Below are 25,998 nucleotides of genomic sequence, written 5' to 3'. Positions count from 1 at the left end.
TCACTTCACGACCCGTTCCGATGCGTTCCCGTGTGCCCGACGCGTCCCGAACGGTCAACCAGCCGTTGATTCCACGGAATTGTGTCGCATCGGCGGCTCCCGCGCCTGCCGCGTGCGCCCCGCCGGAGAGTGATTGCCGCGCCATCTCATTGACGTACAGAAAGGTGAAGCGATGGTGTTACGACAGGAGTTCGGGCTCCGCTCGGCTGATCCTGCGCCAGAGCGGCTGGTAGTTGATCCAGGCGACGAGGTCGCTGCCCAGCTGCTCGCGGGTGGCGACCGCCTCCCGGTGGTCTATCGGCACCGGCTTCCCGGCCGCCCGAGCGGTCAGCTGCACCTGGGCGCAGCGCTCCATGGCGATGAACCACCAGGCCGCCGCGTCGACGGAGGTGCCGACGGTGAGCAGCCCGTGGTTGCGCAGCACGATCGCCTTGAACGAGCCGAGGGCGACGGCGATCCGGCGGCCCTCCTCCGTGTCGACGGTGACACCGGTGTACGCGTCGTAGAGGGCGTGGTCCTGGTAGAAGGCGCAGGCCTCCTGGGTGAGGGGGTCGAGGAGTTCACCGAGGGCGGCGAGCGCCCGCCCGTGGAGGGAGTGGGTGTGGGCGACGGCGACGACGTCGGGCCGGGCCCGGTGGACCTGGGCGTGGACGGTGAAGGCCGCCTGGTTCACGTGCTGGCCGCCCCGGACGACCTGCCCGTCGCCGTTGACCAGGACGAGGTCGCTCGCGGTGAGGTCCTCGAAGGGCGCCCCGAAGGGATTCACCCAGTAGCAGTCGGGGAACTCCGGGTCGCGGGCGCTGATGTGGCCCGAGACGCCCTCCTCGTATCCAAGACGTCCGAAGAGCCGGAGCGCGGCCGCGAGCCGCTGTCTGCGGTGGGTGCGTTCCTCCTCGGCCGTCGCGTGGACGGGCGGCAGGGCGAAGTGGAGCCGATCGACGGGGACGGGGTCCGGTATCACGCTCATGCGCCGGAAGGTAACGCCCGGCCGGGCAACTCACCAGAGCCCGGACACGACGAAGCCGCCGTCAGCGCGACGAACGCGGGGCGGCGGCTTCGGGCCGTGCGAATCGGGCACGCGCGGGTCAGGCACGCGCGGGAGGGGTTACTCCCACTCGATGGTGCCCGGCGGCTTGCTGGTGACGTCGAGGACGACACGGTTCACGTCGGCGACCTCGTTGGTGATGCGGGTCGAGATCTTGGCGAGCACCTCGTAGGGCAGGCGCGACCAGTCGGCCGTCATCGCGTCCTCGGAGGAGACGGGGCGCAGCACGATCGGGTGACCGTAGGTGCGGCCGTCGCCCTGGACGCCCACGGAGCGGACGTCGGCGAGCAGGACGACCGGGCACTGCCAGATCTCGCGGTCGAGGCCGGCCGCGGTGAGCTCCTCGCGGGCGATGGCGTCGGCCTCGCGCAGCAGGTCCAGGCGCTCCTTGGTGACCTCGCCGACGATGCGGATGCCGAGGCCGGGGCCGGGGAAGGGCTGGCGCTGGACGATCTCCTCGGGCAGGCCGAGCTCCTGGCCGACCATGCGGACCTCGTCCTTGAAGAGCTGGCGCAGCGGCTCGACGAGCTCGAACTCCAGGTCCTCGGGGAGGCCGCCCACGTTGTGGTGGGACTTGATGTTGGCGGTGCCGGTGCCGCCGCCGGACTCGACGATGTCCGGGTAGAGCGTGCCCTGGACGAGGAAGGCGACGTCCTCGCCGGTGCCCGCCGACTCGGCGACGATCTCGGCCTGCGCCTGCTCGAAGACGCGGATGAACTCGCGACCGATGATCTTGCGCTTGGTCTCCGGGTCGGAGACGCCGGCGAGGGCGGTGAGGAAGCGCTCCTGCGCGTCGACGACCTTCAGATTCACACCGGTGGAGGCGACGAAGTCCTTCTCGACCTGCTCGGTCTCGCCCTTGCGCATGAGGCCGTGGTCGACGTAGACGCAGGTGAGCTGCGAGCCGATGGCCTTCTGCACGAGCGCGGCGGCCACGGCGGAGTCGACGCCGCCGGAGAGACCGCAGACGGCGCGCTTGTTGCCGACCTGTGCGCGGATGGCCGCGACCTGCTCGTCGATGACGTTGCCGGTGGTCCACGACGGCTCGATGCCGGCGCCCCGGTAGAGGAAGTGCTCCAGGATCTGCTGGCCGTGCGTGGAGTGCAGCACCTCGGGGTGGTACTGGACGCCGTACAGCTTCTTCTCGTCGTTCTCGAAGGCGGCGACCGGCACGACGTCGGTGGACGCGGTGACGGAGAAGCCCTCGGGGGCGGCGGAGCAGGCGTCGCCGTGCGACATCCACACGGACTGCTCGACCGGGGTGCCCTCGAAGAGGGTGGAGCCGGCCTTGGAGACGTGCAGCTCCGTACGGCCGTACTCGCGGGCGCCGGTGTTGTCGACGGTGCCACCGAGGGTCGTCGCCATCAGCTGGAAGCCGTAACACATACCGAAGACGGGGACGCCCGCCTCGAAGATCTCGCGGTCGAGGCGGGGGGCGCCCTCCGCGTACACGGAGGACGGGCCGCCGGAGAGGATGATCGCCTTCGGGTTCTTGGCCAGCATCTCGGCCACCGGCATGGTGGACGGGACGATCTCGCTGTAGACCCGGGCCTCACGGACGCGGCGGGCGATGAGCTGGGCGTACTGGGCGCCGAAGTCGACAACGAGGACTACGTCCGGGTTGGTGACGTCGGGCGCGGCAGCGGGGGTCGCTGATGACACTACGGCGGCCTTCCGGCGGTAGGAGGGGGTCCCCCGAAGGGGGGTGCTATTTGTCGATTCTACCGGCGCGCCGGTAGCACTTTTCGTCTCACCATCCGAACCCGGGTTGTCCCCCGGTCCGCGGCGGGGTCCATACTGTCGCCATGCGCAAGCTCTCGACCTTCGTCTTTACCTATGGCACCGGCCCGTCCGGCTGCCATGGTCGTGCTGCTTGAGCAACTGACAAGCGACTTTCCAGGCGCCCCGGGCCGACAAGGCCCGGGGCGTTCTGTCGTTTCCGGGCCGTGTCGCTCCGGGGCTCCGCACCCGACACCCCGAGGAGCCCCACATGACCACCACGACCCAGACCGAGAAGACCGGCGCGCGCACCGACGAGGCGGCGACGCTGATCGGCGACGCCCGCGAGCGCATCGACTCCCTCGACGACCGGATCATCGGCCTCATCCAGGAACGGATGGCCGTCTCGGCCGTCATCCAGGAGGCCCGGATCTCCTCCGGCGGCCGCCGGGTGAACCTGGCCCGCGAGATGGAGGTCCTCGGTCACTACCGTGACGCGCTGGGGAAGCCCGGCACGGCCCTCGCCATGACCATGCTGGAGCTGTGCCGAGGCCGCATCTGAACGAGCGCCGCATCGGAACGCGTACCCGCCTCGGAGCGAGTGCCCGATCTGAACGCGTGCCCGCCTCCGAGCGAGTGCCCGGATCTGAGTTCGGGCCCGCTCTCACCCGTACGGCGCGTGACCGGCTCCGACCCGGCTTCGTTGGTCCGGGTGTCCGTGCCAGCCAGGGGCGGGCCCGTAGAAACCACGCGTGGCTTTCGCTGGGGCGTGTGGCGTACCTCCGGTGCGCCGTGGGACCTCGCACCAGCGCGTGTGACCGGGCAGCAGGGGACAGCAGCCCGGTCACCCAGAAAGGGCGGTCGACCCCGGGGACGCTCGGGGTCGGCCGCAACCGGCTCCGTCGGTCGCGGCCTCCGCGGCCGCCGGCACAGTGCGAACCCCCGAATCCCCCGAACCCCGTCCCCCTCCTCGTCTCTCCCCACGCGGCGCAACCCCCCGGCGCCGTCCCGCTCGGCACCGCCGCTGCCCTGACACCGGTGCCGACCCCGAGGGCCCCGTACCGCGACCGGAATCGCGGCACGGGGCCCTCGCTCGTGCGCTTCCGCAGCACCCGACCCCTCGAACCTCCGACGTGACGCGCGTCACACAAAGATCCTGTGCAACCGCTACAACCAATCGCATCGGTCGCGGGTCATCTATGCAGCACCACCAAAAGCTGGAAGGGCGCTGCACTCGGAGGGGGGTGCAGCGCCCTTTCCTGCGTCTCGGGTGACCGCGTGCGTCACGCCTGGTACGTCACGCCTGGTACGTCACGCCTTGTGCACCACGCCCGACGCGTCACGCCCGGCGCGTCACGCCTTCTTCTTCGGCGGGACCGTCGGCATCCCCAGGAACGGCAGCCGCAGGGCGCCGAAGGCCCCGGCCGGGACCGTGGGGGACTTCGGTTCGACCGCCGCGAGCCGGACGTACGCCTCTCCCTGCCGCGGGCGCGTGTCCTCCTCGCCCTTGTTCGGCCAGAAGGACATCGCCCGCTCCGCCTGCGCCGTGATCGTCAGGGACGGGTTGACGCCGAGGTTGGCGGAGACGGCCGCCCCGTCGACGACGGAGATCCCCGGGTGGCCGAAGAGCCGGTGGTACGGGTCGATGACGCCGGATCCGGCGTCGGCGCCGATCGGACAGCCGCCCAGGAAGTGGGCGGTGAGCGGGGTGCCCATCAGCTCGCCGACGTTGGAGCCGGCGAAGCCGTTGATCTCCTCGGCGAGGAGGGTGGCTGCCCGGGTGGCCTCCGGGATCTGGACCGGGTTGGGCGCCCCGTGCCCCTGGCGGGCGGTGAGCAGGCCCTTTCCGAGCCCGCCGGGCTTGCGGTAGGTCGTCAGGGAGTTGTCGAGGGACTGCATGACGAGACCGATGATGGTCCGCTCCGACCAGTGCCAGTTGGAGAGCGAGCGGGCGGCGAGCGTGGGGTGCCTGAGCAGGCTGAGGAACCAGTTGCGCACGCGGTGGGCCCCGTAGGGCACCTGGAGGACGGTCAGGCCGCCCATGGAGTTGGAGCCCTTGCCGTACCGGACCGGCTCGATGTGGGTGTTCGCGTCCGGGTGGATCGAGGAGGTGATGGCGACGCCCCGGGTGAAGTCGGCCTTCTCCTTGCCGTGCTTCTTGCGGTAGCGCCGGTCGGTGGTCTGCGCGCCGACCAGGCCCTCGGAGTTGGTGCGGGTGAGTTCGCCGAGCCGGTCCGAGATCCGGGGCAGCAGACCGCCGTCCTTCATCCGGTGCAGCAGGGTCTGCGTGCCGTACGTGCCGGCCGCGATCACCACACGGCGGGCGCGGAAGGTCCGTCCCTTCCCCTTCTTCCGGTTGTCGGTGGGGAGGGTCTTCACCGCGTAGCCGCCGCGCGAGTCCTCGGTGACGGTGACGACCGTGGTCATGGGGTGGACGGTGGCGCCCGCCTTCTCGGCGAGGTGGAGGTAGTTCTCGTTGAGGGTGTTCTTGGCGCCGTGGCGGCAGCCGGTCATGCACTCACCGCACTCGGTGCAGGCCCGCCGGGCCGGGCCCGCGCCGCCGAAGTACGGGTCGGCGACCTCTCCGCCCGGCTTCGCCTTCGCCGCCCCGACCCCGTCCTCGCCGACGGCGTCCCCGCCGTCCCCGAAGAAGACGCCGACGGGCGCCATGTGGAAGGTGTCGCCGATGCCCATCGCCTGCGCGGCCGCCTTGAGGTGCACGTCGGAGGGGGTGGTCGTCGGGTTGAGCCGGACGCCGAGCATCCGCTGGGCCTGGTCGTAGTACGGCCGCAGCTCGTCCTGCCAGTCCGTGATGTCCTTCCACTGCGGGTCGTCGAAGAAGGGCTTGGGCGGTACGTAGAGGGTGTTGGCGTAGTTGAGGGAGCCGCCGCCCACGCCGGCGCCGGCGAGCACCATGACGTTGCCCAGCAGGTGGATGCGCTGGATGCCGTAGAGGCCGAGGGCCGGGGCCCACAGGAAGTTCTTCAGGTCCCAGGAGTTCTTGGGCAGGGTCGCGCGGGTGAAGCGGCGGCCGGCCTCCAGCACGCCGACCGAGTACCCCTTCTCGGTGAGCCGGAGGGCGGTGACCGAACCGCCGAAGCCGGAGCCGACGACGAGGACGTCGTAGTCGTACGCGTCGTCCGTCCCGCTCGCTTCCTGATTCTGGGCAGGGGGTACCGCGGTCATGGCTCTCCTCGTACGAAAGGGGACAGTCGGGGTGCGGAGACGGAGCGGCGGCTCAGCGCAGGCGCAGGGCCTTCATCGCCTTCAGGGACAGGCTCATCACCTCGGCGTACTTCTCGTCGTCCATGCCGAAGGAGGGCGCGAGCGGCATCAGCCGCTGCTGGGCGACGGTCTGGGCCTCGGTGTACTTGAGGATGCCCTCCGAGCCGTGGCGGCGGCCGAGACCGGAGTCCTTCATGCCGCCCATCGGGGACTGCACGCTGCCGTAGGCCGGCGCGTACCCCTCGTTGATGTTGACGGTGCCGGTGCGCAGCCGGGCCGCGACGGCGTGGCCGCGACGCGAGTCCTTGGTCCACACCGAGGAGTTGAGTCCGTACGGCGTGCCGTTGGCCTGCTCGATCACCTCGTCCTCGTCCGTGAAGCGGTAGACGGAGACGACCGGGCCGAAGGTCTCCTCGGAGCAGACGGCCATCGGGGCCTCCACGCCGTCGAGGATGGTCGGCTCGTAGAAGAGGGGGCCGATGTCGGGGCGGGCGACACCGCCCGCGACGAGCCTGGCGCCCTTGGCGACGGCCTCCTCGACGTGCCGGCTGACGGTCTCCAGCTGACGCTCGCCGACGAGGGAGCCCATGTCGGCCCCGTACGCGAGGGCGTTGCCGAGCCGCATGGCCTTGGTCCTGGCGGCGAAGCGGTCGAGGAAGGCGTCGGCGATCGACTCGTGCACGTACAGCCGCTCGATGGAGATGCAGAGCTGGCCGGCGGAGGAGAAGCAGGCGCGGACGGCTCCGGCGGCGGCCTTCTCGATGTCGGCGTCCTTGAGGACGAGCATCGCGTTCTTGCCGCCGAGTTCGAGGGAGACGCCGACGAGCCGGGCCGCGGCGCCCTTGGCGACCTCGCGGCCGGTGCGGGTGGAGCCGGTGAAGGAGACGTAGTCGGCGTGCTTGACGACCTCGGGGCCGACGACCGGCCCCTCACCCAGGACGACCTGGAAGACCTCGGCGGGCAGCCCGGCCTCGATGAGCAGGTCGCGGGCCCAGAGCGCGGTGAGCGCGGTCTCGGTGTCGGGCTTCATGACGACGGCGTTGCCCGAGACGAAGGCGGGGAGCGCGTCGCCGACGGAGAGCTCCAGCGGGTAGTTCCAGGGCGCGATCTGGCCGACGACCCCGCGCGGCTGGCGCAGCTCGGTGACCTTGGTGAGGGTCGGTACGACTCCGGTGTGGCGCTTGGCGCGCAGGTAGGAGGCGGCCTTGCGGCCGTAGTGGCGGGCGGCGACGGAGACCGCCTGGACCTCCTCGTGGGCATGGAGGCGCGCCTTGCCCGTCTCCAGTTGGATGAGGTCGAGGACCTCGGACTGCCGCTGGAGGACGAGGTCGTGGAAGCGGAGGAGGACGGCGGCGCGGGCCTTGACCGGGGTCGCGGCCCAGGCCGGCTGGGCGGCGCGGGCGCGCGCGAAGGCCTCGGCGACGTCCTCGGGGGTGGACTCGGGCAGCTCCGCCAGTTTCGCCCCGGTGAAGGGGGTGTGGTTGGCCGTCCGGCCCGAGCCGACGACGCCACGGGTGAGCCGGGCCACCACCTCGGGCGTCACGACGTCGGCGGCGGTGCGCGCGCCGGCGGGCGCGGGCGCGACCGGGTTGTTCGCACCGGCGGGCGCGGCCGCTCGGCCCTTCGCGGCGGGGTCGTCGGGAACCGAGGGGGCGGCGAGGGCCTGCGAGTCCGTCATGAGGGCGAGCGTAGGCGGCGTTCCGCCCTTTGGGTACCCGTCGGTAACGCGTTTTCACCGAGTGCACACATCGCGCCAGCGATCACTGGCACATAAGCCCTGATCAGGGGCTTACGGCTGAGAGAGGGCCCTCTCCGGAGATTTTCCGAAGGGTTCAGTCGCCCGGCGCCCGCCAGTGCTGGAGGACGATGTCGAACTGTTCCCGGGTGGTTTGCCAGCTCGACGTCGGCGAGGACATGTAGATGGCGTACTCCGTGCCGTCGTCCTCGTAGTACATGAGGTCGATCGCGCGCCGGGGCCCGGGGAAGTTCTTCTTCTCGGTCCAGGTGAACTCCCACTGGCAGGACTTGACCTGGTCGCGGTAGGTGACCTGGTCGAGCTTGACCCGGGCGTAGTCCATCCGCTTCTCCAGGACGCGCTCCAGGTCGAGGGCGTGCATGTACGGGTTCTCGAAGTCGGGGCTCCGGTCGATGCTGATCCGGATGCGGTGATTGCCGTTGTCCGGGGTGTAGTCGACCTGATCGCCCTCCGTCTGCCGCTTCCAGCCGTCCGGTACGAGCAGGCTGAAGCCCTTCGGGTCGTCGACGCGGTGCCAGCCGGCCGGAACGTCGTTCCCGGCGCCCTGGGTGGAGGGGGCGCCGGAGGCCGTGGTCCGTCCGTCGTCGCCGTTGCCGTTCCGGTCGCCCGCGTAGTGCATGGTGGCGAAGACGGCGCCGCCCGCGACGAGTCCGGCGAGCAGGGCCGCCAGGACTGCGGTCCGCCAGCGGCCACGGCCGGAGGCCGAGGCGGGTGCGGGGGCGGCGGACGGCGGCACCACGGTGGGCGGGGAAGCGGCGGGGTGGTGCGGGCGGGGCTCCGGCCCCTGGGGCGGATGGGGCCACTGGGCGGTACGGGCAGGTACGGACGCACGAGAGGCGCCCGTCGGACCCGTGGCGTCCCGCGTACCCGCTCCGCCGTCCTCTTCGCTCAGCTCCACCAGGTCGAGGACGGAGCCGGTCCCGTCCCCCGACGGGTCCAGGTCCTCCCTCGCCACACGCTGGGTCGGCACGTACGCCTGCGCCGCCTGCGGGGTACGCCCCTCCATGGCGTCGAGCAGCATCCGCTCGGCCTCGTCCGCGCGCGGCCGGTGCTCCGGCTCCTTGCGCAGCAGCGCCACGATGACGGGGGCCAGCGGCCCCGCCTTCTCCGGGTGCGGCGGCTCCTCGGTCACCACTGCCTGCATCGTGCTGATCGGAGAGGTCCGGCGGAACGGCGAGGTGCCCTCCACCGCCGTGTACAGCGTGGCCCCGAGGGACCAGAGGTCGGAGGCGGGACCGGGATCGCCGCCCCGCACCCGCTCGGGCGCCAGATAGTCGATGGAGCCGACGATCTCCCCGGTCCGCGTGATCGTCGAGTCGCCCTCGATCGCCGCGATCCCGAAGTCGGTGATCAGTACGCGCCCGTCCCGCGCGAGCAGGACGTTGCCCGGCTTGACGTCCCGGTGCAGCACCCCGGCCGCGTGCGCGGCCCGCAGTGCGCCGAGGACGTGCAGCCCGACCCTGGCCGCCTCGCGGGGCTCGATCGCGCCCGCCTCCTTGACGGCGTCGGCGAGCGAGGGCCCGTCGACGTACTGCATCACGATCCACGGGCGGCTGTCGTGCTCCAGGACGTCGTGGACGGTGACCACGCCCGGGTGCGTGATGCGCGCGGCGGCCCGCGCCTCCTTCTGCGTCCGCGCGTGCAGCACGAGCCGGTCGGCCTCGGCCACGAACCGACCCGCCGTCAACTCCTTCACCGCGACCACGCGGTGCAGTACCTCGTCGTGCGCCCGCCAGACCTTGCCCATGCCGCCGCGGCCGATGCACTCGCCAAGCCGGTAGCGACCGGCGAGCAACAACCCCGCCCCTGTGCTCTGAGAATGTTCCACTTGCCCCCGCCCGTTCCTTCGGATGCCAGGTTACGGAGGGGGGTACGGGCGACGGAACCTCGGGGCGGTCATAGGAACAGCACTGTGACCAGGGGCCGGTGACGCTCCGGCGCACGCTCCGGCGCGGCCTGCCGTTCGGACCGGCGCACGGCCCGGCGTACGGACCGGAACGCGGTCCGGCGTACGGTCCGACACACGGTCCAGCGCGTGGTCCGCGTACGGCCCGGAAAGCGGTCCGGAATGCGGTCCGGCGCACGGCCCGACGTACGGACCGGAGTGCGACCGGCTCAGCGTCCCGGGCGGAACGCCTTCGTCGCCTCCTCGTGGATCTCGGAGACCTTGTCACTCTCGCCGTGCGGGCCGATGACCTGCACGACGTAGTACCGGCCGCCGTCGATCAGGGCGAGGTTCCGGACGAAGACCTCGCGCCCGGTGCTGTCCAGCCACCAGTAGCTGCCCGTCGCCGTCACCGTCCTGCCGATGTCGACCCGGCGGGTGTCGTCCGCCCCCGACCAGCTGGACGCGCGCCACGGCTCCAGCTCGCGCTCCTTGGCGTTCTGGTACTCCAGGGGGTCGGAACCGTGGTCCCGGACGGTGTCGCGGCCGGGGACGACGATCATCGTGAAGTCGCCGCCCGTGTAGCGCACTTGCCCCGCGTCGTTGATCGGGCTCCGCCGCCAGCCGTTCGGGACCCCGATCCGGAAGCCCTCCGGGTCCTGGCGCAGGGCGTACCCGGCGGCCGGCGCGGGGGCCGACGGATCCGCCGCGGGCCGGGTGGTGGTCGGCTCGGCCGACGGCCGGGTGGGTTGCGCCGTGGTCGCGGACGGGGCGCTCGTGGGGGCGGTGCCCGCCGCGGTGGTCCGAGGCGACTGGCCGGCCGTGGGGGTGCCCTGCGCGGGCCGCTCCCCTTCACCGGGCAGGAAGAACACGGCGTACGCGACGGCTCCGCCGAGCAGGATCAGGACGAGGAGCAGCAGCGTACGGCCGAGGGCGCTCGGGGAGCCCTCGCCCCGGGAGGGGCGCCGGGGAGCGCGCGGGGACTTGGGCGCCCGGGGCGCGCGCTGCGGGATCTCCTCCTGGAACTCCATGCGCTCGTCGGCGTATCCGCCCCGGTACGCGTCCTCGCGCACACTCTCGTGCCCGCCCTCGCGCACGCCCGCGTGAAGGTCGGCAGCGTGAAGGTCGGCAGCGCCCGGAACGGGACGGGGGTCCCTGCCCCGCTTGTGCCGGTGGCGTCCCGCCCCCGCTCCGCCGCGGCGGCGGCGCACCAGCTCGCCGCGCCGGCGCACGATCGGCAGCCGCTTCTCGTCGAAGGACGGCAGCGGTACGACTCCGACACCGGCCTCCGGCTCGGGCGCCGAGCGCACGAGGGAGCGCAGCCAGCCGCGCAGCTCCTCGAAGTCGGGCCGCTCGGTGGGGTCCTGGCGCAGCAGGGACTCCACGACCGGGCGCAGGGGCCCGCACTCCTCGGCGAAGGCGGGCGGCTCGGCGCAGACCAGCTGGACGAGCTCGGCCGCGCTGTCCTCCGGGTACGGGGCATGGCCCTGGACGGCCCGGTAGAGAAGCGCGCCGAGCGCCCACAGGTCGGTGGCGGGACCGATGGGCGGGGCGAGCCGCCAGTTCTCGTGCACGGGGCCGGCCTGCTCGGGCGCCCAGCGCTCGGTGACGGCGCCGACGACGGCGATCCGGGTCTGGCGGGCCCGCTCGGCGTCGAGGCGCGTGGTGGGGCCGCGGTGGACCTGTGCCGCTACGAGGGTCCGCTCGGACTCGGGGTTGCCCGCCGGGACCGGGAGGCGCGCGGGGTCCGGGGCCGCGGCCGTGTACCCGGCGGGCAGGGCCGGGCGGCCCGAACCGGGCAGCACGGGGCCGCGGCCGGGGCCCGAGCCGCCTCCGGCAGGGATCGGGCCGGAGCCGTCGCGCGCGGCGTGCGGGCCGTCGCTCCAGTTGCCGGCCAGGTGCACGCGCGGCGGCGGTCCGGCCTGCGGGCCGCCGTAGGTCGCGTCGCCGTCGTCCTCGTCGTCCCCCTCGTCGTCGTCCGCCGCCTGCGACCACCACTGGGGCTCGGGCGCGCCGGACGCCGGCACGGGGGCGGGTGGCGGTACGGGGAGCGGGGCCGGTGCCGGTGCCTGTGCCGGGACCGGTGCCGGTGACACGGGCGGCTCTGTCGCGCCGTCCACCGGTGCCGGGCGCTGGCCGGGAAGCGCGCCCGTCTCCCCGAGCCGGGCCGCGGCACGCGCCCCCGCCCGGTACGCGGCGATGGCCCCGGCCCGCGCGGCCCGCACATCGGCGGTGGGCGGCGGGGCGATGGCCGGGGGCTCCGCCCCGCTCCGGGCCTCGGGCCCGGACGTCGCCGCCGTGCCGTAGGGGTCGGTCCCGTAGGGGTGACGGCCGTAGCCGTAGCCGGATCCGTCGAGGTCGGGCTCGGGCTCGGTGCCGCCCTCGGGGTCTGTTCCGTAGCTCTCGGCGCCGTACGGGTCGGCGCCCGTCGTGTCGTCGCCGTAGGGAACGATGCCGTACGAGTCGGTGCCGTACAGGTCGCTGCCGTACCGGTCGCTGCCGTACGAGTCGCTGCCGTACCGGTCGCTGCCGTACGAGTCGCTGCCGTACCGGTCGCTGCCGTACACATCGGCCCCGTGACCGTACGGGACCTCCTCGACCTCCTCCGCGGCTTCCTCGGCCTCCTCGGGCTCCTCATAGACCTCGTGGATCTCGTGGACCTCGTGGACCTCGTGGACCTCGTGGACCTCGACCTCGTACAGGTCGGAGCCGTACGGGTCCGCGAACTCGGCCTCCGGTACGAACTCCGCCTCGGGCTCGGCCCCATGGGAGCCGAACCCCGTCCGCGCCCCGAACTCGTCCCCGTCGTCCCCCGACTCCGGTACGGGCGCGTAGCCGCACAGGGCCTCCTCCGCCGCGCCCACCGCGAGGCCCGTGAGGACCACCCTGCCGTCGTCGCAGACGAGCACGGTCCGGGAGGTGATGTTCCGGTGGACCCAGCCGTGGGCGTGGAGCGCGCGCAGCGCGGTGAGGACGTCCGCGCCGATCTCGGCCGCCCGGTACGGGCTCAGGGGCTGCTCGGCGAGGAGCGCCGCCAGCGGCCTGGCGGCCACGACCTCGCTCACTATCCACAGCGAACCGGCCTCCGCGAAGACGTCGAAGACCTGGTCGAGGAGGGGGTGGTCGGGGATCTGCGCGGCGGCCTGGGCCGCCTCGATCGCCCGGCGCACGACGGGCTCGGCCGGCCGGCGGGTCGCCCGGCCCGCGCTCCCGTACGACTCGGCGGGATCGCCCGCCCCGTCGAGCACCTCGGCGTCGACGAACTCGGGCAGCGGCACCTGGCGGACCAGGACCTCCTGCCCGCTGTACGTGTCAAAGGCGCGCGTCTCGGCGAAGTCGTGCGCGTCCCCGCCCGCACCGGCGCCCTTGCCGGTCGGCGGCAGCGGCAGGCGGTAGCGGTCCGCCAACACCCTTCCCGCGTAGTCGTCCACGACGCCTCCCCACGCGCGCACGCTGTCCCCCGTGGACCCGCGGATCCCTCGGATCACGCGGGTCCGTCAATTCCGGTCCGGCACCGTGCACTTAGCGGCATTTGTCGGCTGCGTACGGTCCACGAACTCTCACGATACGTGCGACGGTCAGTCCTTGGGGCTGAACGTGGCGAACGCCGTCTCCCGCAGCGTCCGGCACTCCGCGCCGTTCCACTCGTCCGCCTTGCAGGTGATCATGATGGAGTAGCCGTGGTCGGCGTCCACCTTGAAGCCGCGGTTGAGCACGCGGACGCGCATGTCCTTCTGGGTGCGCTCGAACTCCCAGTCGGCGACGGTCGGGTACCCCTTGTACGAGACCGGCTTTATGCCGATGTGCCGGTAGTCCCTGCTGGTGACGGCGACACCGGCCTTGGCCAGCTCCCAGGCGCTCGCCGCGTTGTCCTTCGGGCTGTCGTTGAAGTCGACCTGGACGCGCGGGAAGCCGCCGCTCTCGCTGAAGATCCCGCCGAGCGCGTATCCCGGAATCGAGCGGAGCTTGAAGGTGGCGGGCATCGCCATGGAGAAGTGGAACCGCTCGCTGGTGACGAGGGTGTAGCCGGCGGGCAGCTGCGTGCCGGTGCCGCCACTGGGCTTGCCGGACGGCTTGGTGCCGCCCTGCCCGGTCGTCGTCCCGGTCGTGGTCCCGGTCGTGCCCGTGCCGCCCGTCGACCCCGTGGAGCCGGTGTCCCCGGGCTGCGCGCCACCTTGCTGGCCGGGGCCGCCGGGTGTCTGCCCCTTGCCCCCGTCGGAACCGCCCGAGCCGTCGGCTCCACCGGACCCGTCGCCGCCGCCGGACGCACCGGCCGAGGCCGTGGTCCCGCCGGTTCCCTTGCCCTCGTTGCCCTCGTCGCCGCCGGTGAGGGAGACCACGAGGATCGTCCCGAGCAGGGCGAGGACGGCGACCGCGGCGATGATGATCAGCGTGCGGCGCGGCACGACGTCGGTCAGCGGCGCGCGGGCCGGGGCCTGCCTGCCACCGCCGCGCGCCTCGGGCCGCGGCTTCGGCCCCGGCTCGGCCTTCGCGGAGGCCGCGGCGTTCCGTACGGAGTTCAGGGCGCCGCGCACCCGGTCGGCGGCGACGGCCGTGTCGGGCGTCCTGTCCCGTTCGGCGGCCGGAGCCACCGGGGCGCGGCCGGGACGCGGCGGAAGCGGTACGACCCTGGTGACCTCGGGAGAGGCCTCCGGCGCCACGGTGGGCGCGTCGAGGACGGCCCGCAGCAGGACCCTCGCCTGGGCGTCGTCGAGGCGCTGGGCCGGGTCCTTGGCGAGCAGTCCGTAGATGACCTGCTCCAGCTCGGGCCCCGCGTTCTTCGGCGGGTCGACCGGCTCGGTCATCACGGCCGTGAGGGTGGCGATGGCGGAGCCCTTGTCGTACGGCGGGCTGCCCTCGACCGCCGCGTACAGCAGTCCGCCCAGCGACCACAGGTCGGCGGCCGGTCCGGGCTTGTGGCCGCGGGCGCGCTCCGGCGAGATGTAGGAGGGTGCGCCGACGAGCATGCCGGTGGAGGTGATCGAGGGGTCGCCCTCCACCTGGGCGATGCCGAAGTCGGTGAGGACGACCCGGCCGTCCTCGGCGATCAGCACGTTGGACGGCTTCACGTCACGGTGGAGGATGCCCTCGCGGTGCGCGGAGCGCAGGACGTCGAGGATGGCGAGGCCGACCTCGGCGGCGCGGCGGGGCGTGAGCGTGCCGTCCTCGCGGACGGCGTCGGCGAGGGACTTGCCCTCGATGAGCTCCATGACGATCCACGGACGGTCGTCCTCGTCGACGACGTCGTAGACGGTGACGGCGCCGTTGTTGCGGATCCGGGCGATGGCCTTCGCCTCGCGCAGGGTCCGGGTGATGAGGCGGCGCTTCTCGTCGTCGTCGATGCTCGTGGGGAAGCGGAGCTCCTTGACGGCGACGGTGCGGCCCAGGGTCTCGTCGACCGCGCGCCACACGGTGCCCATGCCACCGCGCCCGAGGACCACGCCGAGCCGGTATCGGCCGGCGAGCAGCCGGCCCTCGGTCACCGGGTCCTTGCGCAGCCGGTCCGCGCCGAAGCTGCCGGAACCGCCGCCCGAGCCGCTGCCGTGGGTGGCACGTCCGCCGGCGGCGGCCGCGCGGCCGCTCTGGCCGTCGCCGTCCCCGGCGCCGAACCCGGCCCGGCCGGTGGACGGCTCGGTGCCCGGCAGCCGCCCGGCCGGTCCGGAGGACCCACCGGCACCACTGGTGCCACCGGCGTCACTGGTGCCACTGGCGTCACCAGCACCGTCGACCTCGGCCACGGCCTCCGCGCCCCTGTCGTCCTTCACGCCTGCCACGTCGTCCGTGACGCGCGCGTCCTCCGCGCCCGCCGCATCATCCGTGACCCGTGCGTCCTCCGCGCCGGCCACATCGTCCGTGACCTGCGCGTTCTTCGCGATCCGCGGGTCCCGCTCCGCCGCGCGCGCGGCCGGGACCGCCCCTCGGTCGCCGTCGGTCGCGGCCCCCGCGGCGGCGTCCCGCCGGGGGTCCTTCGCCGTGTTCCGCGACTGCTCCGCCTCCGACATGCGTCCCCTCTGCGATCCCTGATCTTCGCCGCGTCTGCCGCTTCCCGCGTGATGCGGTAACCCGCCCTGGAAGAGAGGCCATTGTCCCTCACCTCGGGACGGGTGCCGCCCCCGGGTCCGCACTCCGGGATGACGACGCCTGTCGGCACCCCCCAGGTTCCCCCCAGGTTCCCACCGGATTCCGGACGACACGGACGTCCCGCCGGAAACGGACTGTCAGATCGGCACGATGTCCGGCGCCCCGAGCCGTGCGGCATCCGCCGTCAGGTCGTCAGGCTGCCGCTGCGACTCGCGTTCGGCCTCGACCCGCTTCTCGTAGTGCTCGACCTCCTTGTCGATCTGGTGGGCGTCCCAGCCCAGGACGGGCGCCATCAACTCCGCGCACTCGCGGGCGCTGCGCGTGCCCCGGTCGAAGGTCTCGATGGAGATTCTGGTGCGCCGGGTGAGGACGTCGTCGAGGTGACGGGCGCCCTCGTGCGAGGCGGCGTAGACGATCTCGGCGCGCAGGTAGTCGTCGGCCGCGGCGAGCGGCTCCCCGAGCCCGGGGTCCTCGGCGATGAGGTCGAGGATCTGCTCCGTCAGGGAGCCGTAGCGGTTGAGGAGATGCTCGACCCGGACGACGTGCAGCCCGGTCCTGGCCGCGGTTCTGGCCCGGGCGTTCCACAGGGCCCGGTAGCCCTCGGCGCCGAGGAGCGGGATGTCCTCGGTGACGCAGGCGGCCACGCGCTGGTCGAGGCCGTGGACCGTCGCGTCGACGGCGTCCTTGGCCATGACGCGGTACGTCGTGTACTTGCCGCCGGCCACCACGACCAGGCCGGGGACCGGGTGGGCGACGGTGTGCTCGCGCGAGAGCTTGCTCGTGGCGTCCGACTCACCCGCGAGCAGCGGCCGCAGGCCCGCGTAGACGCCCTGGACGTCGTCGCGGGTGAGCGGGGTCGCGAGCACGGTGTTCACGTGCTCCAGGAGGTAGTCAATGTCGGCGCTGGACGCGGCCGGGTGGGCCTTGTCGAGGTCCCAGTCGGTGTCGGTGGTGCCGACGATCCAGTGCCGGCCCCAGGGGATCACGAAGAGCACGGACTTCTCGGTACGGAGGATGAGTCCGGTGGTCGAGTGGATGCGGTCCTTGGGCACGACCAGATGGATGCCCTTCGAGGCGCGGACGTGGAACTGGCCGCGCTCGGCGATGAGGGCCTGGGTGTCGTCCGTCCACACGCCGGTCGCGTTCACGATCTGCTTGGCCCGGATCTCGTACGAACCGCCGGACTCGACGTCCTGGACGCGCGCGCCGACGACCCGCTCGCCCTCGCGCAGGAAGCCGACGACGCGGGCCCGGCTGGCGGCCCGGGCGCCGTAGGCGGCGGCCGTGCGCACGAGGGTGGTGACGAAGCGGGCGTCGTCCATCTGGGCGTCGTAGTACTGGAGGGCGCCGACCAGGGCGTCCTTCTTGAGGCAGGGCGCGACCCGCAGGGCGTTCCGCCGGGAGAGGTGGCGGTGGGCGGGCAGGCCCCGGCCGTGGCCGGAGGAGAGGGACATCGCGTCGTACAGCGCGACGCCCGAGCCCGCGTAGAACCGCTCCCAGCCCTTGTGCTGGAGCGGATAGAGGAAGGGAACGGGCTTCACCAGATGGGGCGCCAGCCGCTCCAGGAGCAGTCCGCGCTCCTTCAGCGCCTCCCGCACCAGGGCGAAGTCCAGCATCTCCAGGTAGCGCAGGCCGCCGTGGATGAGCTTGCTGGATCTGCTGGACGTGCCCGAGGCCCAGTCACGGGCCTCGACGATGCCGGTGGAGAGCCCTCTCGTGACGGCATCGAGGGCGGTCCCGGCGCCGACCACTCCGGCACCGACGACCAGCACGTCCAACTCACCCTCGGCCATGGCCGCGAGCGCCTCCGCGCGCTCGGCGGGTCCCAGTGTCGCTGTCCTCACGGTTGCTGCCTCCCGTCGTCCCCCGTCTCGATTCTGGCCCGGTCCGGCGACTTCAGCCACCGCCTCGCCATCACCCTGTGGATAACACTCGGCGACCTTCGACCCCACAATGCCGCATATCGGTCATATTTACGCCTAGTCTGACATTGCGTTCTCCCCGTTCTGTCCACCGGGGTTGCGCATCGCGTTCCCTCCGGCTACTGGGAAGGACGGCCCACCCTCCATGCCCGCTGATCTCGCCGTCATCGGCCTCGGCCACCACGGACTCCCCCTCGCCCAGGCCGCCACCGCCGCAGGCATCAACGCCATCGGCTACGACACCGACCCCCGCCCCGTCGCCGAACTCGCCGCGGGCCGGTCCCCGGTCGACGGCTCGCTCACCGCCCCGGAGATCCGCCGGATGCTCGCGGGCGGCTTCCGGCCCACCACGAACACCGCCGAACTCGGCCGCGTCCGCACCGCCGTCCTCTGCACGCCTACCCCCCTCGGCCCCGACCGCACCCTCGATCTCACCGCCGTCACCGACGCGGCCCGCGCCCTCGCCGCCCGGCTGCGCCCCCACACCACCGTCCTGCTGGAGTCCCCGGTCCCGCCGGGCACCACCGAGGGCCTCATCCGCGAGCTCCTCGAAGCGGGCTCGGGGCTCCGCGCCGGCCGCGACTTCCACCTCGCGTACTCACCCGGGCGCCTCGACCCCGGCAACCGCACCCACGGCTTCGCCGACACCCCCAAGGTCATCGGCGGCCTCACCCCGGCCTGTACGGAGTCCGCCGCCGCGTTCTACGGACGGCTCACCGACAAGGTGGTACGCGCGCGTGGCCCGCGCGAAGCCGAGACGGTCAAGCTCCTGGAGACCAACTTCCGGCACGTCAACATCGCCCTCGTCAACGAGATGGCGGTCCTCTGCCACGAACTCGGCGTCGACCTCTGGGACGTCATCCGCTGCGCGGAGACCAAGCCCTTCGGCTTCCAGGCCTTCCGCCCGGGCCCCGGCGTCGGCGGCCACGGCGCCCCCGTCGACACGATCGGCGCCCACCGCCCGCTCCGCCTCGTCGAACTCGCCGGCCAGGTCAACGAACGCATGCCCCAGTACGTCGTCCAACGCGCCGCCACCCTCCTCAACGAGCACGGCAAGTCGGCCCGCGGCGCCCGGATCCTGCTGCTCGGCATCACGTACAAGCCGGACCTCCCCGACCGTCAGGACTCCCCCGCCGACGAGATCGCCCGCCGCCTCATGGACCTGGGCGCCGCCGTCAGCTACCACGACCCCCACGTCCCCGACTGGCGCGTCCGCGAGCTCCCCGTCCCCCGCGCGGACTCCCTCTACGAGGCCGCCGCCCACGCCGACCTGACGATCCTTCTCCAGCACCACCGCACGTACGACCTCCAGGGCCTCTCGGTGAAGGCCCAACTCCTCCTCGACACCAGGGGCGCCACCCCCGCCGGCGCGGCCCACCGCCTCTGACCCGCCGAAGGACGCGAGGGGCCCCGCACCACCCGGTGCGGGGCCCCTCGGCTGCGTACGAGAACGGAACGTCAGCGCTTGTGCTGCGCGTCCGCGACCGTGACCTCGACGCGCTGGAACTCCTTGAGCTCCGTGTAGCCCGTCGTGGCCATCGCCCGGCGCAGCGCGCCGAAGAAGTTCATCGAGCCGTCCGGGATGTGCGACGGGCCCGCGAGGATCTCCTCGGTGGTGCCGACGATGCCGAGGTCGACCAGCTTGCCGCGCGGCACGTCCTCGTGGACGGCCTCCATGCCCCAGTGGTGGCCCTTGCCGGGCGCGTCCGTGGCGCGGGCCAGCGGGGAGCCGATCATGACCGAGTCGGCGCCGCAGGCGATCGCCTTCGGCAGGTCGCCGGACCAGCCGACACCGCCGTCGGCGATGACGTGCACGTACCGGCCGCCGGACTCGTCCATGTAGTCACGGCGGGCCGCGGCCACGTCGGCGACCGCGGTCGCCATCGGGACCTGGATGCCCAGCACGTTGCGCGTGGTGTGCGCCGCGCCGCCGCCGAAGCCGACGAGCACGCCCGCCGCGCCGGTGCGCATCAGGTGCAGGGCAGCGGTGTACGTGGCGCAGCCGCCGACGATCACCGGGACGTCCAGCTCGTAGATGAACTGCTTCAGGTTGAGCGGCTCGGAGGCGCCCGAGACGTGCTCGGCGGAGACCGTCGTACCGCGGATGACGAAGATGTCCACCCCGGCGTCGACGACGGCCTTGGAGAACTGCGCGGTGCGCTGCGGGGAGAGCGCGGCGGCGGTGACGACACCGGAGTCGCGCACCTCCTTGATGCGCTGCCCGATCAGCTCCTCCTTGATCGGAGCGGAGTAGATCTCCTGCAGACGGCGGGTCGCGGTGGCCTCGTCCAGCTCCGCGATCTCGTCGAGCAGCGGCTGCGGGTCCTCGTACCGGGTCCAGAGGCCCTCGAGGTTCAGGACGCCGAGGCCGCCCAGCTCACCGATGCGGATGGCGGTCTGCGGTGAGACGACCGAGTCCATGGGAGCGGCCAGGAACGGCAGCTCGAAACGGTAGGCGTCGATCTGCCAGGCGATCGAGACCTCCTTCGGGTCCCGGGTGCGCCGGCTCGGGACGACGGCGATGTCGTCGAACGCGTACGCCCTGCGGCCGCGCTTGCCGCGCCCGATCTCGATCTCAGTCACGATGTGTGGCCTTTCCCTCTACGTCTGCGCCTACCAGTATCCCCGACACAAGCACGGGGGGCGGCTCCGGCCACATGCCGGAACCGCCCCCACGCGTCGCGCTGTGTTACTTCCTGCTGTAGTTCGGTGCCTCGACCGTCATCTGGATGTCGTGCGGGTGGCTCTCCTTGAGGCCCGCGGACGTGATCCGGACGAAGCGGCCCTTGGACTCCATCTCGTCGATGGTGGCCGCGCCCACATAGCCCATCGTCTGGCGCAGACCGCCGACGAGCTGGTGCAGGACGTTGGCCAGGGGGCCGCGGTAGGGCACCTGGCCCTCGATGCCCTCGGGGACGAGCTTGTCGTCCGAGGCCACCTCGGCCTGGAAGTAGCGGTCCTTCGAGTACGACCGGCCCTGGCCGCGGGACTGCATCGCGCCGAGCGAGCCCATGCCGCGGTACGACTTGAACTGCTTGCCGTTGATGAACTGCAGCTCGCCCGGGGACTCCTCGCACCCGGCGAGCAGGCTGCCCAGCATGACCGTGTCGGCACCGGCGGCGAGCGCCTTGCCGATGTCGCCGGAGTACTGCAGGCCGCCGTCGCCGATGACCGGGATGCCGGCCGCGCGGGCGGCGAGCGCCGCCTCGTAGATGGCGGTGACCTGCGGGACGCCGATACCGGCGACGACACGCGTGGTGCAGATGGAGCCGGGGCCCACACCGACCTTGACGCCGTCGACACCGGCGTCGATCAGGGCCTGCGCGCCGTCACGCGTCGCGATGTTGCCACCGATGACGTCGACGCCGACGCTGGACTTGATCTTCGCCATCCAGTTCAGGGCGTTGCTGTTGTGGCCGTGGGACGTGTCGACGATCAGGAAGTCGACGCCCGCCGCGGCCAGGCCCTGCGCGCGCTCCAGCGCCTCGGGGCTGGCGCCGACGGCCGCGCCGACGAGCAGCCGGCCCTCGGCGTCCTTGGCCGCGTGCGGATACTGCTCGGCCTTGACGAAGTCCTTGACCGTGATGAGGCCCTTGAGGATGCCGGACTCGTCGACGAGCGGCAGCTTCTCGATCTTGTGGCGGCGCAGCAGCTCCATGGCGTCGACGCCGGAGATGCCGACCTTGCCGGTGACCAGCGGCATCGGGGTCATGACCTCGCGCACCTGGCGGCTGCGGTCCGACTCGAAGGCCATGTCGCGGTTGGTGACGATGCCGAGCAGCTTGCCCGCCGGGTTGGTCACCGGGACGCCGCTGATGCGGAACTTGGCGCACAGCGCGTCGGCCTCGGCCAGCGTCGCCTCCGGGTGCACGGTGATCGGGTCGGTCACCATGCCGGACTCGGAGCGCTTCACGAGGTCGACCTGGTTGACCTGGTCCTCGATCGACAGGTTGCGGTGCAGCACGCCCACGCCACCCTGCCGCGCCATGGCGATCGCCATGCGGGACTCGGTGACCTTGTCCATCGCCGCCGACAGCAGCGGAATGTTCACGCGCACGTTGCGGGAGATGCGGGACGAGGTGTCGACCGCGTTCGGGAGGACCTCGGACGCGCCCGGCAGCAGCAGCACGTCGTCGTAGGTCAGCCCGAGTGTCGCGAATTTTTCGGGCACTCCGTCGACGTATGCAGTCATGACACCTTCCCCAAATGACCTTGATCGGTGCAGATGTCCATGCTAACGGGCCGAAGCCGTGTCTCATTCCACGATCAAGATCAGCCGGAAGCTTTGGACGTTTGCACGTGTACGAAAGGGCTGACAGGCCCTGGCAACACTTACTGTTCGGCCAGCGCGCGGAGCCGGCTGAGCGCCCGGTGCTGCGCGACCCGGACCGCTCCCGGCGACATGCCGAGCATCTGCCCGGTCTCCTCGGCGGTCAGCCCGACGGCGACCCGCAGCACGAGCAGCTCGCGCTGGTTCTCCGGAAGGTTGGCGAGCAGCTTCTTGGCCCATTCGGCGTCGTCGCTGAGGAGGGCGCGCTCCTCAGGACCGAGGGAGTCGTCGGGCCGCTCCGGCATCTCGTCGGAGGGCACGGCCGTGGACCCGGGGTGCCGCATGGCGGCCCGCTGGAGGTCGGCGACCTTGTGTCCCGCGATGGCGAAGACGAAGGCCTCGAAGGGCCTGCCCGTGTCCTTGTAGCGCGGCAGCGCCATGAGGACGGCGACACAGACCTCCTGGGCGAGGTCCTCCACGAAGTGGCGGGCGTCGCCCGGCAGACGGTTCAGCCGGGCGCGGCAGTACCGCAGGGCGAGCGGGTGCACGCGCGCGAGGAGATCGTGCGTGGCCTGCGCGTCGCCTTCGACAGCGAGGCGTACGAGCGCGCCGATCTCCCCCTGCCCGGCAGGCATGGGGGAACCCACGGTCTCGTCGTCGCGCATCGCTCCATGGTGCCCCGACGCCTCGGCGTTCGTGGCACCGCGTCCATAGTTGTGCACCGAAGCGTTATGAGCAGGTGCGCCGGAACTCATCTCCCGCGCCCTCCCCTCCCGCTCGATCGACTCGTCCCCGAGGAACTCCACAACTCAAGGATGCGGCATTCCGCGGGGAAGTGACACAAGCCCACCCCGTCCACCCCACGACGGACGCGGATGCGGACGGGGATACGGCCGGTGACCTGCGATTCAGCGCACCAGGCCCCAGCGGAAACCCAGCGCGACGGCGTGCGCCCGGTCCGACGCGCCCAGCTTCTTGAAGAGACGCCGGGCGTGCGTCTTAACGGTGTCCTCGGAGAGGAAGAGCTCGCGCCCGATCTCCGCGTTGGACCGGCCGTGACTCATGCCTTCGAGGACCTGGATCTCGCGCGCGGTGAGCGTGGGCGCTGCGCCCATCTCGGCCGAACGGAGCCGGCGCGGGGCGAGCCGCCAGGTCGGGTCGGCGAGCGCCTGGGTGACCGTGGCCCGCAGCTCGGCGCGCGAGGCGTCCTTGTGCAGGTAGCCACGGGCACCCGCGGCGACCGCGAGGGCGACGCCGTCGAGGTCCTCGGCGACCGTGAGCATGATGATGCGGGCGCCCGGGTCCGCGGAGAGCAGCCTGCGGACGGTCTCCACGCCGCCCAGACCGGGCATGCGTACGTCCATCAGAATCAGGTCCGAGCGGTCCGCGCCCCAGCGGCGGAGGACTTCCTCACCGTTGGCCGCGGTGGTCACACGCTCGACGCCGGGCACGGTCGCGACCGCGCGGCGGAGCGCCTCTCGGGCAAGTGGGGAGTCATCGCAGACGAGGACGGATGTCATGAGTGACCTCCGTGGCTCTCGCAGCTGTTGCGCGTCACCTTGAGCCTCCAGGGCTGGTACGTATCGTCACCTGTGCGATTGACGCTCTCGGACATTTGCCCGATCGCTTGTTCCTTCAACCGCCTCCGCACACTCAACGACGGTCACTCGAAAGAGTTACGGGTCGGACGGCAGCCTTCGGCACTCTACGTGAGGAGCCGTAAGCGGAGGAGAGCGACGCGGCCTATCTGCCCTTCATTGAAAGCTATGCCCCATTTAGCGGGTTTTCTTCCCTTTTCGCAGTGTCTGTGGCTAGATTCGCAATGAGTCATATTTACATCTACTTCGACAGTAGTTGTACGACCCCGACCCGTCGGGGCCCGAGGAGCCCCGGTCGATCAGCCATCCACCCGCCCACCTATCCGTTCGACACGGTTTCAAGGGGACAAGCGCAATGGCAGATTTCTCCCGCCTTCCCGGACCCAACGCCGATCTGTGGGACTGGCAACTCCTCGCGGCCTGCCGCGGGGTGGACAGCTCCCTGTTCTTCCACCCCGAGGGAGAGCGCGGCGCGGCACGGAGTGCGCGCGAGAACTCGGCGAAAGAGGTCTGCATGCGGTGCCCGGTACGCGCGGAGTGCGCGGCACACGCACTCGCCGTGCGGGAGCCCTATGGCGTATGGGGCGGCCTCACCGAGGACGAACGCGAAGAGCTCATGGGACGCGCCCGGAACCGCCTGATCACGGCGGCACCGACGGCCGCACCTGTCACCACCGTGACGTCCATGACGACATCAGCGGCGGCTGCCGGCCGCCCGATCGTGGAGCGCATGTGAAGGAACGTTTCCTCAACGACGACGGAGCCTGAACCGAACACGAGCAGGGCCCGAACCGAACACGAGCGAGTCGCATCCACGCGCGCGTGAGCGGTGACGCTTACGCGCGCGTGGCCGCGCGGGTCAGCTCGTCCAGCGTGGCGGCGACCGCCGGGACCAGAGCGAGGTCCGGCAGGGTCAGGGCCACGATCTCCCGCTCCACGGCGGGCTCCACCGTCACGGTCCGCGCCCCCTTGGGCCGTACGGACTCGATGGCGAGCGCGGGCAGGACGGCGACGCCCAGGCCCGCGCCGACCAGGCCCACCACGGCCGGGTAGTCGTCGGTGGCGAAGTCGATGCGAGGGGTGAAGCCCGCCTCCTCGCAGACGTCCACGAGCTGACGGCGGCAGCGCGGGCAGCCCGCGATCCAGGACTCCTCCGCGAGCTCCGCGATGCCGACCGACCCGGCCCCGGCGAGCCGGTGCCCCTCGGGCACGAGCCCCACCAGCCGGTCCGCGAGGAGCGGGCGGACGACGAGGTCGTCCCACTCGGCCTGCCCCGCCCCGTACCGGAAGGCGAGGGCCACGTCGCAGTCGCCCTCCCGGAGCATCTCGATCGAGCGCGGCGGTTCGGCCTCGACGAGGGAGACCCGGGTGCCGGGGTGCGCGGCACGCAGGGCCGCGAGCGCGGTGGGGACGAGGGTGGAGCTGCCGCTGGGGAAGGAGACCAGGCGGACGCGGCCGGCCCGGAGCCCGGCGATGGCGGCGACCTCCTCCTCGGCGGCGGTGAGTCCCGCGAGGATGCCGGCGGCGTGGCGCACCAGGACCTCGCCGGCCTGGGTGAGGCGCATCTCGCGGCCCGTACGGATCAGCAGCGGGGTGCCGGCGGAGGTTTCGAGCGCCTTCATCTGCTGGCTGACGGCGGGCTGGGTGCAGCCGAGTTCGCGCGCGGCGGCCGAGAAGGAGCCGGTGGCGGCGACGGCGCGCAGGACGCGGAGATGGCGTGCCTCGATCATGCGTTCAAGCATAAGCGAATCTTGGGTGAAGAGCCGAATATGCAGACGATCCTTTGAGGTATATCCCCGTAAAGTTCCCGCATGACCTTGTTGAGCGTGAATGCGGGCCGGGCCAGGGCCGCGGACTACACGGAATCCGCGACGGGGATGACGGGCATCGACAAGCGCCCCGTCGCCGGACCGGTACGGATCGAGGCCCCTGGGGCGCCGGGTGTCGGGGCGAGCGGGGTCGCCGGGGACGCGGTCTGCGACCTGCGGTTCCACGGCGGCGACGACCGGGCCGCGTACGCCTTCGCCCGCGAGGACATGGACCTCTGGGAGCGGGAGCTCGGCCGCGAGCTGGCCAACGGCTGCTTCGGCGAGAACCTCACGACCCTCGGCCTCGACGTGAACGGCGCCCTGATCGGGGAGCGGTGGCGGATCGGCGAGGACGTGGTCCTGGAGGTGACCGGCGGCCGCATCCCGTGCCGTACGTTCGCGGTCTTCCTGGGCGAGAAGGGGTGGGTCAGGCGGTTCACGCAGTCGACGGCCGGGCCCGGCGCGCTGCTGCGGGTGATCGTGCCGGGCGAGGTGCGGGCGGGCGACCCGATCACGGTCGTGCACCGGCCGGACCACGACGTCACCGTCGCGCTGCTGCACCGCGCCGCGACGGCCGAACGCACGCTGCTGCCCGAGACCCTGGTCGCCGCCGAGTGGATGGAGTCGGGGCTGCTCGCGCTCGCGCGCCAGCACGCGGAGAAGTACGGCCGGGCAGGGCACTAACGTGC

The 25,998-nt window shown here is 72.2% G+C and carries 17 protein-coding genes; 4 read left to right on the top strand and 13 right to left on the bottom strand.

Translation table 11 applies throughout. From position 1 onward, the window contains the following. Positions 1-178: 178 nt before the first annotated feature. Together OG361_RS24515 and guaA are read right to left on the bottom strand one after the other, a co-directional pair. Positions 179-967 carry a class II aldolase/adducin family protein gene (locus OG361_RS24515; protein ID WP_405856794.1) on the bottom strand — a complete coding sequence of 263 codons (789 nt, stop codon included), beginning with the start codon at positions 965-967 and terminating at the stop codon, positions 179-181. Positions 968-1,105: 138 nt separating this feature from the next. Further along, on the bottom strand, positions 1,106-2,707 hold the full coding sequence (gene guaA, locus OG361_RS24510; RefSeq protein WP_405856792.1) for a glutamine-hydrolyzing GMP synthase: 1,602 nt from the start codon (positions 2,705-2,707) through the stop codon (positions 1,106-1,108). Between the two features lie 328 nt (positions 2,708-3,035). Between guaA and OG361_RS24505 the strand changes: the two genes are divergently transcribed. Continuing rightward, entirely contained in the window at positions 3,036-3,326 is a 291-nt protein-coding gene (locus OG361_RS24505; protein ID WP_405856790.1) for a chorismate mutase, read from the top strand. A gap of 791 nt (positions 3,327-4,117) precedes the next feature. On the opposite strand, the gene OG361_RS24500 is transcribed toward OG361_RS24505, so the two are convergent. From OG361_RS24500 to OG361_RS24475, 6 genes are all read right to left on the bottom strand, one after another. Beyond that, complete coding sequence (locus OG361_RS24500; protein WP_405856788.1) at positions 4,118-5,950, bottom strand: GMC family oxidoreductase N-terminal domain-containing protein; 1,833 nt, start codon at positions 5,948-5,950, stop codon at positions 4,118-4,120. A gap of 52 nt (positions 5,951-6,002) precedes the next feature. Continuing rightward, positions 6,003-7,667, bottom strand: a complete 1,665-nt coding sequence (locus OG361_RS24495) for a succinic semialdehyde dehydrogenase (protein ID WP_405856786.1) — start codon at positions 7,665-7,667, stop codon at positions 6,003-6,005. A 154-nt stretch (positions 7,668-7,821) separates the two neighbouring features. Then, positions 7,822-9,573 (bottom strand): serine/threonine-protein kinase, encoded by a 1,752-nt coding sequence (locus tag OG361_RS24490; protein ID WP_405856784.1) that lies wholly within the window; start codon positions 9,571-9,573, stop codon positions 7,822-7,824. 287 nt (positions 9,574-9,860) lie between these two features. Beyond that, positions 9,861-13,061 carry a protein kinase gene (locus tag OG361_RS24485; protein ID WP_405856782.1) on the bottom strand — a complete coding sequence of 1,067 codons (3,201 nt, stop codon included), beginning with the start codon at positions 13,059-13,061 and terminating at the stop codon, positions 9,861-9,863. Between the two features lie 147 nt (positions 13,062-13,208). Then, positions 13,209-15,632, bottom strand: a complete 2,424-nt coding sequence (locus tag OG361_RS24480; protein ID WP_405856780.1) for a protein kinase domain-containing protein — start codon at positions 15,630-15,632, stop codon at positions 13,209-13,211. Positions 15,633-15,848: 216 nt separating this feature from the next. Continuing rightward, positions 15,849-17,555 (bottom strand): glycerol-3-phosphate dehydrogenase/oxidase, encoded by a 1,707-nt coding sequence (locus tag OG361_RS24475; RefSeq protein ID WP_405856778.1) that lies wholly within the window; start codon positions 17,553-17,555, stop codon positions 15,849-15,851. 223 nt (positions 17,556-17,778) lie between these two features. On the opposite strand from OG361_RS24475, the gene OG361_RS24470 reads away from it, so the two are divergent. Beyond that, a complete protein-coding gene (locus OG361_RS24470) occupies positions 17,779-19,020 on the top strand; it encodes a nucleotide sugar dehydrogenase (protein WP_405856776.1) in 1,242 nt (413 codons plus the stop codon). 71 nt (positions 19,021-19,091) lie between these two features. Here OG361_RS24470 and OG361_RS24465 read toward each other — a convergent pair whose 3' ends face one another. From OG361_RS24465 to OG361_RS24450, 4 genes are all read right to left on the bottom strand, one after another. Next, positions 19,092-20,216, bottom strand: coding sequence for a GuaB3 family IMP dehydrogenase-related protein (locus OG361_RS24465; protein WP_317598487.1), 1,125 nt, complete (start codon positions 20,214-20,216; stop codon positions 19,092-19,094). A gap of 106 nt (positions 20,217-20,322) precedes the next feature. Beyond that, positions 20,323-21,825, bottom strand: coding sequence for an IMP dehydrogenase (gene guaB / locus OG361_RS24460; protein WP_405856774.1), 1,503 nt, complete (start codon positions 21,823-21,825; stop codon positions 20,323-20,325). A gap of 140 nt (positions 21,826-21,965) precedes the next feature. After that, positions 21,966-22,568, bottom strand: a complete 603-nt coding sequence (locus tag OG361_RS24455) for a sigma-70 family RNA polymerase sigma factor (RefSeq protein ID WP_384560232.1) — start codon at positions 22,566-22,568, stop codon at positions 21,966-21,968. Positions 22,569-22,811: 243 nt separating this feature from the next. Next, the gene (locus OG361_RS24450) at positions 22,812-23,423 is read right to left on the bottom strand and encodes a response regulator transcription factor (protein ID WP_003948568.1); all 612 of its coding nucleotides are present in this window, start codon (positions 23,421-23,423) and stop codon (positions 22,812-22,814) included. Positions 23,424-23,856: 433 nt separating this feature from the next. Here OG361_RS24450 and OG361_RS24445 point away from each other — a divergent pair, with 433 nt between their 5' ends. Then, entirely contained in the window at positions 23,857-24,237 is a 381-nt protein-coding gene (locus tag OG361_RS24445; RefSeq protein WP_056651099.1) for a WhiB family transcriptional regulator, read from the top strand. A 100-nt stretch (positions 24,238-24,337) separates the two neighbouring features. Here OG361_RS24445 and OG361_RS24440 read toward each other — a convergent pair whose 3' ends face one another. After that, positions 24,338-25,231 (bottom strand): LysR family transcriptional regulator, encoded by an 894-nt coding sequence (locus tag OG361_RS24440; protein WP_405856771.1) that lies wholly within the window; start codon positions 25,229-25,231, stop codon positions 24,338-24,340. Between the two features lie 81 nt (positions 25,232-25,312). Between OG361_RS24440 and OG361_RS24435 the strand changes: the two genes are divergently transcribed. Continuing rightward, positions 25,313-25,993, top strand: coding sequence for an MOSC domain-containing protein (locus OG361_RS24435; RefSeq protein WP_405856769.1), 681 nt, complete (start codon positions 25,313-25,315; stop codon positions 25,991-25,993). Positions 25,994-25,998 lie beyond the last annotated feature (5 nt).

The organism is Streptomyces sp. NBC_00090, from assembly GCF_045160815.1.
Classification (GTDB): domain Bacteria; phylum Actinomycetota; class Actinomycetes; order Streptomycetales; family Streptomycetaceae; genus Streptomyces.
Note: the sequence above shows the minus strand (reverse complement) of the source record. Positions and strands in the feature narration are given on the sequence as shown.

Excerpts from the sequence above, each read along its gene's own strand:
- OG361_RS24515 (WP_405856794.1), bottom strand. The coding sequence starts at position 967 with ATGAGCGTGATACCGGACCCCGTCCCCGTCGATCGGCTCCACTTCGCC.
- OG361_RS24505 (WP_405856790.1), top strand. The coding sequence starts at position 3,036 with ATGACCACCACGACCCAGACCGAGAAGACCGGCGCGCGCACCGACGAG.
- OG361_RS24500 (WP_405856788.1), bottom strand. The coding sequence starts at position 5,950 with ATGACCGCGGTACCCCCTGCCCAGAATCAGGAAGCGAGCGGGACGGAC.
- OG361_RS24495 (WP_405856786.1), bottom strand. The coding sequence starts at position 7,667 with ATGACGGACTCGCAGGCCCTCGCCGCCCCCTCGGTTCCCGACGACCCC.
- OG361_RS24480 (WP_405856780.1), bottom strand. The coding sequence starts at position 15,632 with ATGTCGGAGGCGGAGCAGTCGCGGAACACGGCGAAGGACCCCCGGCGG.
- OG361_RS24470 (WP_405856776.1), top strand. The coding sequence starts at position 17,779 with ATGCCCGCTGATCTCGCCGTCATCGGCCTCGGCCACCACGGACTCCCC.
- guaB (WP_405856774.1), bottom strand. The coding sequence starts at position 21,825 with ATGACTGCATACGTCGACGGAGTGCCCGAAAAATTCGCGACACTCGGG.
- OG361_RS24455 (WP_384560232.1), bottom strand. The coding sequence starts at position 22,568 with ATGCGCGACGACGAGACCGTGGGTTCCCCCATGCCTGCCGGGCAGGGG.
- OG361_RS24450 (WP_003948568.1), bottom strand. The coding sequence starts at position 23,423 with ATGACATCCGTCCTCGTCTGCGATGACTCCCCACTTGCCCGAGAGGCG.
- OG361_RS24445 (WP_056651099.1), top strand. The coding sequence starts at position 23,857 with ATGGCAGATTTCTCCCGCCTTCCCGGACCCAACGCCGATCTGTGGGAC.
- OG361_RS24440 (WP_405856771.1), bottom strand. The coding sequence starts at position 25,231 with ATGATCGAGGCACGCCATCTCCGCGTCCTGCGCGCCGTCGCCGCCACC.
- OG361_RS24435 (WP_405856769.1), top strand. The coding sequence starts at position 25,313 with ATGACCTTGTTGAGCGTGAATGCGGGCCGGGCCAGGGCCGCGGACTAC.